This window comes from Streptomyces sp. AMJ-169 (assembly GCF_055597585.1).
The window spans coordinates 93,566-106,645 of record NZ_JBVLTJ010000015.1 but is presented as its reverse complement, the minus strand read 5'-3'; the positions used below and the strand labels follow the sequence as shown (position 1 = coordinate 106,645).

Genomic DNA, 13,080 nt, shown 5'->3' with positions numbered 1-13,080 from the left:
GGAGCACGGCTCATGACGTCAGGGGGGTTCATGTCCCGTACGGCTCGTGTCACTCGTACGCGTTCTCGTGCTCGTGCTCTTGTCGAGGAGGAGATCCGGCGGTTTCTCGCGATCCGGCCGGTGCAGGTCGCCGAGCTGGACTTTCGGGGGGAGGGGGTGGTTCTGCGGCCGGGGCCGGGGAGTCCGCCGGTCGGGGCCGGGCCGGTGTTCGTGCTCGTCCGGCGGGAGGGGGTGCCCTTAGGGACTCTCCTAGGGGAGGTCCCGGAGGGGGAGGACCCTAAGGGGGTGCTTGCCGGGCTGGCGGCGCGGGTGCAGGGTCCGCCGGCCGGGAGTGGTCGGTCGTACGCGTCCGCCGTCCCGCCGTACACGACCGTCATCGTCGCCACCCGTGAGCGGACCGGTCAACTCGCTTACGCGCTCGACTCGTTGCTGGCGCAGGATCATCCGCGGTTCGAGGTCGTCGTGGTCGACAACGCGCCCGAGACGGACGCGACGCGGGAGCTGGTGCGGGCGAAGTACGCCGAGCGGGTGCGGTACGTGCGGGAGCCGGTCGCGGGGCTCGCGGTGGCGCACAACCGGGGGGTGCGGGAGGCGCGCGGGGAGGTGGTGGCGTTCACGGACGACGACGTCGTCGCCGACCCCCGCTGGCTCACCGAGCTGACCGCCCCCTTCGCCGCCGACGCGCGCCTCGGCTGCACCACCGGCCTCATCCTGCCCGCGCGGCTGCGCACCCCGGCGCAGGTCCTCCTGGAGAGCCACGGCGGCTTCGCGAAGGGGTTCGCGCCCCGGACCTACGATCCCCTGTCCCCGCCCGCCGACCAGCCGCTGTTCCCCTTCACCGCCGGGCGGTTCGGGTCGGGGGCGAGCATGGCGTTCCGTACGGCGGTGCTGCGTGAGGTGCGGGGGTTCGATCCGGCGACCGGGGCGGGGACGCTCGCGCGCGGGGGTGATGATCTGTACGGGTTCGTGCGGGTGCTTGCGCGGGGGTATCGGCTGCACTACACGCCGTACGCGTTGGTGTGGCATCACCATCGGGAGACGTGGGGGGATCTGGAGGGGCAGGCGTATGGGTATGGGGCGGGTCTTGGGGCGTACTTGGCGGCTGTTCTCGTCAACTGTCCTGGGTTGTTGCCCTCGTTCCTTATTCGGTTGCCCAAGGGGGTTGGGTATGCGCGGGAGTTGACGGCCAGCAGGGAGGCTGACGTGGGGATCGGGGGTGCGCTGCGGGAGCATCCTTGGCCTCGGCGGCTGTCGCGGTTGCAGCGGAGGGGGATGTTGTACGGGCCGGTGGGGTATGTGCGGGCGCGGGTGGCTCTGCGGCGAAGTTCTGTTCGGCGGGGGGTTGTTGGGTGGGTGAGTGCCGGGTGGGCGGGTGTCGGGTGCGCGAGTGTCGGGTGGGCGGGTGCCGGCTGGGGTTCCGCTCTCCGGGGTTCTGTTCGCCGGGTTTCTGTTCGCCGGGGTTCTGTTCGCCGGGGTTCCAGATGAGCGGCCCTGGTGTCGTGCCGGTGTTCCTCTATCACGCGGTGATGGCCGAACCCCCTTCCTGGATCGCCGAGTTCACCGTCTCGCCGCAGGTGTTCGGGGAGCATCTGGACGCGGTCGTCGACAGCGGTCGTACGCCCGTCACCATCAGTACGTTCGCCGAATTCCTCGCCGGGCGGGCGGAGTTGCCTGCGCGGCCGGTGCTGCTGACGTTCGACGACGGGTTCGCGGATCTGCCGGGGGCGACCGCCGAGGCCGTCTTCGCGCGCGGGCTGACGGCGACGGCGTATCTCACGACCGGGGCGATCACCCCCGGCGGGCGCAGTCTGCTGCCGCCGGCGCCGATGATGGCGCTCGGTCAGGTGGCCGAGCTGGAGCGGGCCGGGGTGGAGATCGGCAGCCATACGGTCACCCATGCCCAGCTGGACACCCTCGGGGGGCGGGAGCTGGACGGTGAACTGCGGGATTCTCGGGCGGTGTTGGAGGACGTGCTGGGGCATCCGGTGCGGCATCTGGCGTATCCGCACGGGTACAACGACCGGCGGGTGCGGCGGGCGTCCGCCGCGGCGGGGTACGAGACGGCGACCGCCGTGCGGCATGCGCTGAGTTCGGAGCGGGACGAGGTGTACCGGCTCGCGCGGCTGATCGTGCGGCGGGGGCATACGGCTGCGGATGTCGCCGGGTGGCTTGAGGGGCGGGGGGCTCGGGTGGCGCCTTATCGGGATGCGGTTCGGACTGTGGGGTGGCGGTGGTATCGGAGGGGGCGGGCTGTGGTGAGGGGGCCGGTGTTCGCGGGGTGAGTCGCTTGGGGGGGCTAGGGGATCTCAGGGGTGCGGGGGTGCAGGGGTGCAGGGGTGCAGGGGTGCAGGGGTGCAGGGGTGCGTGGCTGAGGGGCGGGCCCCTAAGGGTGGGGGCGTCCCTTAAGGGAGCGGGCGCCCCTGAGTTCCCTAGGGGCCCTAGGGGGCGGCGGGGCTGGGGGCAGCGAGACCGGGGGCCGTGAGGCTGAGGGCCGTGAGGCTGAGGGCCGTGAGGCTGAGGGCCGTGAGGCTGAGGGCGTCCCTTAAGGGGCCTCACTTCAGGGGCTGGTTCAAGTACGGGTCCGACACCGCCTTTTTCAACGCCGCCCATGCCGCCGAGTTGGCCACCGCGAGGTCGCAGTGCGGGCCGGGGTCGCGGGAGTTCCACTGGAGGGCCGCCCTGACTCCGGTGAGGTCCTTGAGGACGGACGGGACCTGGGCGTACCACTGGGCCTGGCGGCCGGGGCGGGTGGGGTCGTTCGCGGTGCCGAACTCGGAGAGCATCAGCGGCTTCTCGGCGGAGATGTGCTCGCGGATCCAGTCGTGGGTCGACTGCTGGGTCTGCGCGAAGCTCAGCCAGCCGGTGTCGTGGCACTGGTAGTAGTTGTACTGGTTGTAGGCGACCCAGTCGACGTAACCGTCCCCCGGGTACATGCGTTTGATGAGGTCGGCGTGGCCGAGGTAGCCGGTGGTGATCCACGTCCACACCACGTTGGTGACGCCGAGCGCGCGGAAGCGGTCGTGGATGTGGCGGTAGGCCTCGACGTACTCCTCGGGGGTGCCGCTGGCCGGGGTGCGGGTGTCCATCTCCAGGTCGAAGGAGAGGAAGACCTTCTTGCCGTATGCCTTGATGCGGCGGGCCTGGACGTCGACGACCGAGGCGTCGAGATCGCCGTCCGCTATCTGCCGCCACGTGGGCTGCTGGGCCGCCGTGCCGCCCCAGACCTTGCTCTCCCAGGAGAGGAGCAACAGGTGGTCCTTGCCGACCTGTTGCTCCTCGTCGGTGAGCAACAGGCCTTCCTCACGGGTGCCTTGGGGGAGCGACATGTCGTGGTAGGTGTAGACGATGTCGAGGGGGCGGCCGATCCGGCGTTCGTAGGCGCTGACTTTGGCGGCCAGGTCGTCCTTGTCGTGCGGCACGAACGCGCCGAACCAGGCGCCGCAGGGCGGCTCCAGGAGCGCGGTGGGTGCGCAGCGACCGCCCTGGGCGGAGGGGCGCGAGCCGGGGGTACCGGCGGGCCGGTCCTTGAGGAGAGCCACGGCGGCGACGGTCGCACAGGCGGCGAGGAGGGCCGTCAGCAGGAGGCGGCGGCGTTTGCCGGGGCGGCGGTGTGGGGGGATTCGGTGGCGGTGCAGGGGAGTTGGGGCGTGGCGCAGTGGGGTTGGCTCTTGGCGTACGGGAATTGCCCTGTGCTGTGCGGGAGTTGGCGGGCGCTGCTCGGGAGTTGGCGGGCGCTGCCCGGTAACTGGCGGGCGCTGCCCGGTAACTGGCGGGCGCTGCCCGGTAACTGGCGGGCGCTGTGCGGGAGTCACCTGGCGTCCTACGGACGTCGGCGGGCGGCGGGGGCCTCGTAAACGGTGGAGCCACCTCACGGGGAAGTACCTTTCGCAGTCCTCGGCGGGGAGGCGCGCAGGCGCGGGCAGAACGCCGCGACGGTCGTCAGCAGCGTCAGGGTGAGCAGGACGCGCTGCGCGCTGAAGGCGTGCGTGGCGATGAACACCGTCGCGGTGACCATGACGGCGGACACGCTCACGAAGACGGTCAGCATCAGCCGCTCCAGCAGGTCGGAGCGGCGGGCGAAGGCCAAGTCCCTTTGTTCTACGGGCCCTTCGGCCGGGCTGGCGGCGAGCGCGGGGCCGCAGATCCTGACCAGGGCCGCGCCGGGTCCGGCCAGCAGGAACAGCACGACGGCCGCGGCTCTGGGCGCGGACGCGGCGGGCAGCGCGAGGGAGGCGGTGGCGAGCCAGCCGGAGAAGGGGGCGGCCATGCGGACGACGAGTTCCTGAGGGGTCATCTGGGCGGCTCCTTCGGCCTGTTCGGCTCCTTCGGCTTCCTCGCTGTCACGGGGGCGGCTCCTTCAGGACGTACGCCACGCCCGCGCTGTTGCGCGCGACCTCCTCGAAGAGCGGGGAGGCGGCGATCGCGGTGCGGATGCGGTCCAACTGGGCTTTGGTGAGGAGGCCGTTCATCTCCGAGTCGGCGTACTGGCCCTGGGAGAACAGGAGATAGGCGCGGGCCGGGGCACGGACGGCGGACATGTCACTGGCGAGGGTCGCGGCGGGGCTGCGCAGGATGAGGTCGACGTGGCTGCGGGAGTCGTCGAGGAACCAGTAGTGGTCCACGCGCCAGTAATTGTCGTACGCCAGCGGGTAGTTGCGGTCAGGGGCGACGACCAGGGAGCCGGTGGGCGCCTGGGCGAAGAGCTTCTGGACGAGGCCGACCTCGGCGGGCGGGAAGTAGCTGATGCGGTCCTTGCCGGAGTAGCTGGGCACGAACGCGAGCGTCCCGGCGAGCAGGACGGGCAGCGGCAGCCAGGCGTAACGGCGTTTTATCCGCGCGGGGTTGCGCTCTTTCGCCGTGAGCGTCCTGACCTGCGGCAGCAGCGCCGCCGCCGCGAAGAACGCGGCGCCGGGCAGCAGGAACATCAGCACCCGGAAGATCATCTCGCTGCCGTAGCTGCTCGCCACGAACATGGGCAGCGGGGCGAGCGCGAGCAGCAGCAGCGCGAACGCCCGTTGCCGCAGCACCGGTTGGCGCCAGGCGCCGAGCGCCGCGAGCAGCAGCAGCGAGCCGGACAGCAGCCGGGCCGTCCACGACGACAGCACCGCGCCCGCGCCGGTCGGCGTCGCGCCGTAGCCCGTCTCGACGTTCGCGCCGACGTCGCCGATGCCGCGCAGCATGTCGGGCAGCGCCGCCGACAGGAACGGCAGCGCCGCCGTCAGGCACCAGGCCAGGAAGATCACGGCCGTGGTGATCAGCGGGACCTTGTCGCGGTAGCGGCGCGCGAAGAAGAGCGCGAGCAGGGAGACGATCAGCATGCCCGGGGTGAGCTGGTGGGAGATGACGATCGCGGTGACCAGGAGGGTGAGGACCACCGTCCATACGGCCTGCCGTGAACGGCCTTGCTGCGCACGGAAGTTGGTGCCGCTCGCGTATCGGCGCAGGACGATCGCCAGCACCCCGAGGTGCAGCGCGAACGCGAGCGACTGGGGTGAGAAGTAGTCCTGTCCGACCCAGTTGCCGACACAGAACAGCCATACGGCCGTCCAGATCAGCCGCCTGTCCTCGGTGAACGTCCGGTAGATCAGCACCAGCGGGAGCAGCAGCAACAGACCGGAGAACAGCGGCCACCACGCCATGTACCGCGCGGCGGAATCAACTCCCAGCAGCCGTACGAGAGTTGCCTGCGCCGCGAAGAAGCCCGGCCACTGGTCGTACACCGCCATGTCCCCGAGCACGCCGGAGCCTTGCAGGCGGCCGGAGTTGAGTAGATGGTCGATGACCGCGTCGTGCTTCCACGCCCACGCGTACAGCGGGGTCGGGTACAGCACGGCCTGCGTCGCCCGCTCCATCACGAGCAGCCCGACGACGTACGCGGGCGCCCAAGCGGGGTGCCGGTGACGGGAGTTGACGAGGGTGTGCCAGAAACCTGCGGTGAGCAGGACCAGGCCGGCCCAGAAGGTGGGATGCGCTGCGGTGACGAGCCCGAAGTCGTCGAGGCGGGTGATGTCGGTATGGGTGACGGCGTATCCCCACAGCCCGAGAGCGCCAAGGAGGGCTACGGCGGGCCAGAGGGAGGAGTGGGCCCAGGGGCGGGCAGGGGGGAGGTCGGCGAGATCGGTCACGGGGTCTGGGGGGCGAGGGGGTGGGGGGGCGAGGGCGGTGGCGGTGGAGGTGCGGGATCGGTGGGGGGTGGGGGCTCTTGGGGGGGTTGCGGGAGGGGGCGAGGGGGTGGGGGCTGTCCCTAGGGGGGCTGCGGGGGGTGACGAGGGGGCGGGCGCTGCCCCCAAGGGCGCTACGGGCGCCGACGAAGAGGAGGGCCTTGCCCCTAGGGGACCTAGGGGGCTTGCGGGGGACGCGAGGGCGGGCGCTGTCCCTAGGGGAGTTGCGGACGCCGACGAAGAAGCGGGCGCTGCCCCCAAGGGAGCTGCGGGAGTCGACGAGGAAACGGGCGTTCCCCCTAAGGGATCTGAGGGGGCCGATGAAGAGGCGGGCCCTGCCCCTAGGGGACCTCCGGGAGCTGATGGAGAGACGGGCGCTCCCCCTAGGGGACCTCCGGGAGCCGGCGAAGGAACAGGCGCCGCCCCTAAGGGATCTCCGGGGGCCGATGGAGAGACAAGCGCTCCCTCTAGGGGACCTCCGGGAGCCGATGGAGAGACGGGCGCTGCCCCTACGGGACCTCCGGGAGCCGATGGAGAGGCGGGTGCTGCCCCTACGGGACCTCCGGGGTTCGCTGAACCGTCCTCGGCTGTGGCCCCGGGTTTCCTCAAGGGTGGTTCGGCGGCGTCTCGGGCGCGCTGCTCTGCCACCGTGTCCTCATCTGCCGGGATGGCCTCGGGCTCCTGCCCGCCCTGCTCGGCCTCCGGTTCCGGCCAGCGGACCGCGCGGAGTTCCGTCGTACGGGACTGTCCTGCGGCGGCGGGCCAGTCCGCGGCGCTGGACTGGCCGGCGGCTTGGGGCCAGGGGAGTACGCGGGAGGGGGTGGCGCGGTGAGGGACGCGGGGGTCTTCGGGGCGGCCCGGTGTGTTCGGGGGGCGTGGGTCTTCCCGGCGGGGCTTCTCTTGGTGGTCCGCGGTGTGGGGCGAACGCGAGTCCTCCGGACGCCCGTCCTCCCGGCACCCGTCCTTCGGGTACTCCCCCGCACCGGGCAGACGCGAATCTTCCGACCCCCGCCTCTCCCGGGACTCCCGCCCCCGCGACTCCCCCAGGTCCGGCGAACGCAAGTCCTCCCGGCGCTCCCCCTCCCAGGACTCCCCCGCTTGCGGCTCCCCCACGCAGGACAGACGCGAATCTTCCGACCCCCGCTCCTCCCGGGACTCCCGCCCCCGTGGCTCCCCCGCATCCGGCGAACCCGGGTCCTCCCAGCGCTCCCCCTCACGGGACTCCCCCACACCCGGCGAACCCAAGTCCTCCCGGGACTCCCCCGCTTGCGGCTCCCCCGCACCGGGCAGGCGCAAATCTTCCGACCCCCGCCCCTCCCGGGACTCCCGCCCCCGCAACTCCCCCGCATCCGGCGAACCCGGGTCCTCCCAGCGCTCCCCCTCACGGGACTCCCCCACACCCGGCGAACGCAAGCCCTCCCGGGACTCCCCCGCTTGCGGCTCCCCCGCACCGGGCAGGCGCAAATCTTCCGACCCCCGCCCCTCCCAGGACTCCCGCCCCCGTGGCTCCCCCGCATCCGGCGAACCCGGGTCCTCCCAGCGCTCCCCCTCCCGAGCCCACCGCGATTCCCCCCGTCCCTCCCCCACACGCGGCCCCCTCTCCCCCACCCCCTCCTCATCCCACCCCGGCGGCTCGGACGTCTCCGAGGTCGGCTGGGACGTCTCCGCGCTCTGACGGATCTCCACGCTCTGACAGATCTCCGCGCTCCGGGGACCCCGGCCCGGTTCCGGTTCGGTTCTCTCGTGCGGAGCAGGTGGCGGACGCACGGCGGTTCCCCCCTTGGCGTACGGATTGTGGTGGCGGGTCAGGTGGTGGCGGTCTGGCCTTGGGGCGGCTGCGCGCGGTGCACCGACAGCGCCAGGACCAGGACGAAGAGCGAGGCGAGCAGCGGCGGCGCGGCGGAAGCCAGGTCCTCTCGCCACGCCCAGCCCCCCAGGGCGGCGAGATAGACGGCCCCCCACCGCACCGCCCATGGCAGCCGCAGCCGCTCCCCCAGCCGGGCGAGCAACTGCCACAGCGCGACGAGACACAGCAGCAGACAGATCGGCGGCACCCACCTCAGCAGCGGCTCAGGCCCGTCGAGCCCCATCGCCTCCGCGAAGAAACGCGCCGTTTCCGTGTAGAACGTCCCACTCACCGCCTCCGGTTCCCGCCCCAGCGCGACCGGCACGGCGTACAGCGCGAGGGCGACCGCGCCGAGGGCCGTACCCGGCAGCCACGGGTCCTGCCGCAGGCAGAGCGTCACCGAGGCGACGTACAGAAGGAGCAGCACCAGGCCCGCGCCGGCGGCGGCCGGGGGCAGGGCGTCGAGCATCGCGCGGCCCGTGAGGGGGGCCGGCGGCAGAGTCGTGGACGGCTCCGGCGCGCGCAGCCAGGGGAGGTGCCAGGCCCCGACGACGAACGTCGCCACGGCTGTCCAGAGGGCGGCCCATAATCCCGCGCGGAGCCGTCGTTGGCCTGCGCGGGACCATAAACCCCTTGCTGTGTACGGGGGTTCGGCGAGGCGGCGGCCGGGGGTGTCAGGGTGCCCGGGGTTGCGAGAGTGCCCGGCGCGCGCCCCCGAAGCCGACCCTAAGAACGCCCCCGAGTCCGCCCCCAAGAGCGCCCCCGAGTCCAACTCTGCACGCGCCCCTGAGAGCGCCCCCGAGTCCGCCCCCGATTTCGACCCCGGTTTCTCCCCAACCGGCACCCCCGAGAGCGCCCCCAAGTCCGACCCCGACCGCGCCCCGGACTTCGCCCCCGATTTCCCCCTGACCGGCGCCCCCGGCATCGCCCCAGCCCCAGCCCCCGCCCCCAAGAACCCCCCACCCCCCGGCCGCACAAGAATCGCCAACATATCCGCCCCCAACGCCTCCCGCTCATACCCGGGCCGCCCGATGAACAGCGGCACAGTGTCCTCGTCGGCAACCCCCGCGCGGCGAGCCCACATAGGGGCGGCGGACGTGCCGTACCCGGCGGTCGCGCCCAAGCGAGGGCCGGTCTCAGGGGCGCTCTCAGGGGCGCCCCCGGACACCGGAGCGGGGCGCAAGGCCGCGCGCAACCCCACCACCGACACCAGCGCCGTCAACGTCATCCCCAGCAGCACCGCCCACCCCGCCCCCGCGATCCCGGCAGGCGCGAACAACAGGGCCGCGCCCCCCAGGACCAGCGTGCACATCGCGCCCTGGAGCGCGGCGAGCACCCCCGTACGCCCCTGGACCCGCAGCACCCCGATGTACAGCTCGACGACGACCCGGGGCAGCGCCCCCAGGGCGAGCAGCCGTAGGACCGTGGTGCCGTGCTCGGCGTAGTCCTGGTCGAACGGGGTGAGGATCTGGGGCGCGAACAGCACCAGGACGAGGACGACGGGGACCAGCAGCAGGCCCATCCGGCGCAGCGCCCCGCGTACGCCGTCGGCGAGGCGGCGCGGGTCGTGCGAGGCGTGGGCGGTGAGGGAGGAGGCCATGTTGATGGCCATGAACTCCATGGTGCCGCCGACGGTGTAGGCGACGTAGAAGTAGCCGTTCTCGGCGGCGCTGAAGCGGACGGCGACCATCACCGGCAGCAGGTTGATCATCGCGAGGCTGAACAGCGCGCCCAGCGAGTCCCCGGCGAGGAAGCGGCCCATCTCGCGCGGCCCGGGCGGTTCGACGTCCCGGTCGGCGGCGGCCTGGCGCGGGATCAGCCGGCGGAAGACCAGCCAGCCGAGCGGCAGCGTGGAGAAGGCGATCGCGACCGCCCAGGACACGAAGATCCCGAGCACCGGCAGCGCGGTCGCGAAGAAGGCCAGCAGGATCAGCTTGCCGACGGAGAACACCGCGTTCCCGACCGGCACCCACAGCGCCTTGCGCAGCCCGGTCAGCACCCCGTCCTGGAGCGTCAGCAGCGCCCACGCCACGCACGCGACGACGAACCCGGCCCCCGCCGCCGGCGTCCCCAGGGGCGCGTACGACGGCCCCCACAGGCCGAGCGTGAGCAGGAAGACGACGGCGGCGACCGCCACGACCACCGAGCTGGCCAGGTACGCGCGGCCCACCAGGGAGCCGGTCGCGCGTCCCGCGCGCGGGACGAACCGGACGACGGCGCCGATCATCGTCGTCGCCGTGATGCTCGCCAGCAGGCGCATCGCCGCGATGGCCGCCGAGCCCTGGCCGACGGCCTCCTCGGTGTAGTAGCGGGCGGCGACCAGCCAGAAGCCGAGGCCCAGGACGGCCGAGACTCCTGTGCTGAGCATCAGGAAGTAGGCGTTCTTGAAGAGGGAGTCGGGGCCGCTCCCGCGCGCGGGGGCGGGTTTCGGGGGGCCGGCGCCCTTCCGGTCCTGGACGGTGCGGGTCTCAGCCATGGTCGGCCGTCCGGGGGGTGGGGTGCCGGGCCGGGGGCTGCCCTGCGGGTCGTACGCCGGCCTCGCCCAGTGCCTCGGTCACCTCGCGCGCGCGGAGGGGGTCGACGGGGAGGGCGTGCCGGGCGAACCAGCGGGCGCCCGCGGGGTCGGGCGAGGCGTCGGTGAACTCGGGGCCCGCGTAGTCGTCCAGCGGGGGGTCGTACAGATAGCCGACGATGATGCCCCGGCGGGCGAGCACCTCGCGCGCGTGGTCGCGGTCCTCGACGAACAGGGGGACGCGGAACAGGGGTTGGGCCTCTTCCGTGTACGTGCGCGCCCAGGGTGTCGTCAGCAGGGCCCGCGTGCCCGCGCGGTGGGCGGCCAGGACGTCGTCCAGGCGGGCGAGCCTGCGTCCCACGCGCGCGAGGCGGTGGGTTCCGGCGCGCAGGCGGTAGTCGTGCATGTCGACGCGGACCCAGGAGTCGTACGCGGTGAGGCCGGGGGCGGCGGCTGCCGCGCGGGTGAGGGCTTCGGGGCGCAGCGGCATCCTGATGTCCTCGCGCTCCGCGCGGCCCAGCATCCGCAGGGTGGCCCACGCGGCGGCGCGCAGGCCGAGCCCGCGTACGGCGGCCTCCGCGTACGGGCGGACGGCGTAGGCGAGTTCGGCTCCCGCGCGGGACGGCAGGAGCAGGTCGTCGCGGGCCTTGGCCAAGGTCGCGCGCAGGGCGGGGTCGGCGACGGTGAGGAAGCCGCCCGCCTTGGCGCCGGCGTGCTTGGAGAGGCTGAAGACGGAGGCGTCGCCCCAGGCGCCCACGGGACGGCCGCCGCTCTCGCTGCCGATGGCGTGCGCGGCGTCCTCGAACAGCGGGATGCCCAGGCGGTCGCAGCGCGCGCGCAGGCGGGGGGTGTCCTCGGGGTTGCCGTACAGGTTCGTCGTCAGGACCGCCGACAGGCCCGCCCAGGTCTCCTGCGGCACCGCGTCCACGTCGATCGACGCATCGAGCGCTCTGAGCGGGGCCTGGACCGGGCGCAGGCCCGCCGCGAGCAGGACGAAGAAGATCACGTCGTCGTTGACCGGGGACATCAGGACCCGGCCGCCGGGCGGGCACCAGTGGCGCAGCGCCACGTACAGCCCGAAGCGGCACGACGGCACGTACACGCACTCCCGGCCGAGCCTGCCGCGCATCGCCGCTTCCAGCTCCGCGAGCCGGCGCGGCTCCCGCTTCCTCCCCGGCCCCGGACGGCGACGCGCCGCCCCGGGACCGGCCTCCCCTTTGGTCATCCGCCCCCCAGGTGCACCAACCGAAGGCCCCCTCCCCGAGGCCTTCCGGCACCTGCCCAGAGTCTCCCTGTTCGCACCGCTCCGTCAAGATTGCGGTCCAGCCTGTGGATATGGCCCGCCTTGTGGACAACTTCCTTACCCGAAAGGGGGGTTGGGGGCCGCCGGGTTGACGGTCGCGGACCGGCGGGAGCACCTCGGGAGGGCAGCTGCGTGCCGCGCGGCGCACGAGGTCCGGGCGGGCCTGTGCGAAGGGCTGACCCGGCCCTTGCCGCACGGCCATACTGGCGGCGGGGAACGGTGAGCCGCGAAGCCGACCCAGACCCGACCGAGATGGGGAGCCCGTGGCATGGTCGTCTGCCTGCTCCTGCTGAGCGTCGTCGCCCTGGCCGCCGCCGTGCCGGCGCCGCACGCGCTGACCCGGGCCTGCTGGCCGGAACGGGAGCCGGTGGTGGGCCTGTGGGTGTGGCAGTGCCTGGTCGCCACGGTCCTGCTGTGCTGCCTCACCGCCCTCGCCCTGGGCGCGGCGGCCGTCTTCCACACCGTCCGCTCCCAGCTGTTCGCCCCGGCGCCGCAGGAGGTCAGGGAGGCGTACGACCTGTCGGCCGCGCCGGTGTGGGCGGCGGCCCTGACGCTGCTGCTGGCCTGCGGGGCGGCCTGGACGACGGCGATGCTGGCCCGTCAGCTGGTCGAGGCCCGGCGGCGGCGCGCGCTCGAACGGGCGCTGCTGCGGGAGCGGGCCCCGGATCTGCCGGCGGGGCTGCCGTCCGCGCGGGGGCCGCTGCTGGTCCTGGAGGACGAGTACCCCGACGCGTGGTGGCTCCCGGGCAGCCCGCCGCAGCTCATCGTCACCACCGGCGCGCTGAACCGGCTCACCGCCCACCAGGTCGACGCCGTCCTGGCCCATGAGCGCGGCCACGCCCGCGCCCGCCACGACTGGCTCCTGCACCTCTCGACGGCCCTCGCGACCGGCTTCCCGCGCGTCCCCCTCTTCGCCCACTTCTGCGACCAGACCCACCGCCTCGTCGAACTCGCCGCCGACGACAGCGCGTCCCGGCGCTGCGGCCACCTCACGACCGCCCTCGCTCTGATCGAGCTGAACCAGCACCGGGGTGTGCTGTCCTGCGCCTCCAGCCACCGGCTCCTGGGCGAGCGCGTCGACCGCCTGCTGAAGCCGCCGCCGCGGCTGCCGCGCCGGCACCGGGCGCTGACCACGGCGGTCGCCGCGCTGATCCCGCTGCTGCCGCTGCTGATCGCGTTCGCGCCGGGGCTCACGGCGTTGACGTGAGCCGCACGCTCCCTGAACTCCGCTCAGCGGACGGCCCCCAACGGGCCTCCC

Annotated in this window: 9 protein-coding genes; 4 read left to right on the top strand and 5 right to left on the bottom strand. The window is 73.3% G+C overall.

The annotated features are described in order from the left end of the window. Window positions 1-30: 30 nt before the first annotated feature. Both ACYUD3_RS31135 and ACYUD3_RS31130 read left to right on the top strand, forming a co-directional pair. On the top strand, window positions 31-1,485 hold the full coding sequence (locus ACYUD3_RS31135) for a glycosyltransferase family 2 protein (RefSeq protein ID WP_470977157.1): 1,455 nt from the start codon (window positions 31-33) through the stop codon (window positions 1,483-1,485). After that, on the top strand, window positions 1,482-2,282 hold the full coding sequence (locus tag ACYUD3_RS31130; protein WP_470977154.1) for a polysaccharide deacetylase family protein: 801 nt from the start codon (window positions 1,482-1,484) through the stop codon (window positions 2,280-2,282). Before ACYUD3_RS31135 ends, ACYUD3_RS31130 begins: the two co-directional genes overlap by 4 nt. 270 nt (window positions 2,283-2,552) lie before the next feature. Here the strand turns inward: ACYUD3_RS31130 and ACYUD3_RS31125 are convergent, their stop codons facing one another. Then, window positions 2,553-3,539 (bottom strand): glycosyl hydrolase, encoded by a 987-nt coding sequence (locus tag ACYUD3_RS31125; RefSeq protein WP_470977151.1) that lies wholly within the window; start codon window positions 3,537-3,539, stop codon window positions 2,553-2,555. Between the two features lie 108 nt (window positions 3,540-3,647). Here ACYUD3_RS31125 and ACYUD3_RS31120 point away from each other — a divergent pair, with 108 nt between their 5' ends. Beyond that, window positions 3,648-3,854, top strand: a complete 207-nt coding sequence (locus tag ACYUD3_RS31120) for a hypothetical protein (protein ID WP_470977148.1) — start codon at window positions 3,648-3,650, stop codon at window positions 3,852-3,854. Between the two features lie 14 nt (window positions 3,855-3,868). Here ACYUD3_RS31120 and ACYUD3_RS31115 read toward each other — a convergent pair whose 3' ends face one another. The 4 genes from ACYUD3_RS31115 to ACYUD3_RS31100 form a co-directional block, all read right to left on the bottom strand. Next, window positions 3,869-4,294, bottom strand: a complete 426-nt coding sequence (locus ACYUD3_RS31115) for a hypothetical protein (RefSeq protein WP_470977145.1) — start codon at window positions 4,292-4,294, stop codon at window positions 3,869-3,871. Window positions 4,295-4,340: 46 nt separating this feature from the next. Then, a complete protein-coding gene (locus ACYUD3_RS31110) occupies window positions 4,341-6,125 on the bottom strand; it encodes a glycosyltransferase (protein ID WP_470977142.1) in 1,785 nt (594 codons plus the stop codon). A 1,841-nt stretch (window positions 6,126-7,966) separates the two neighbouring features. After that, window positions 7,967-10,483: a lipopolysaccharide biosynthesis protein gene (locus ACYUD3_RS31105; RefSeq protein ID WP_470977139.1), complete on the bottom strand. Its 2,517-nt coding sequence runs from the start codon at window positions 10,481-10,483 to the stop codon at window positions 7,967-7,969. Further along, the gene (locus ACYUD3_RS31100; RefSeq protein WP_470977136.1) at window positions 10,476-11,744 is read right to left on the bottom strand and encodes a DegT/DnrJ/EryC1/StrS family aminotransferase; all 1,269 of its coding nucleotides are present in this window, start codon (window positions 11,742-11,744) and stop codon (window positions 10,476-10,478) included. Before ACYUD3_RS31100 ends, ACYUD3_RS31105 begins: the two co-directional genes overlap by 8 nt. Before the next feature lie 346 nt (window positions 11,745-12,090). Between ACYUD3_RS31100 and ACYUD3_RS31095 the strand changes: the two genes are divergently transcribed. After that, window positions 12,091-13,029, top strand: coding sequence for a M56 family metallopeptidase (locus ACYUD3_RS31095; protein ID WP_470977133.1), 939 nt, complete (start codon window positions 12,091-12,093; stop codon window positions 13,027-13,029). The last annotated feature ends 51 nt before the right edge of the window (window positions 13,030-13,080 follow it).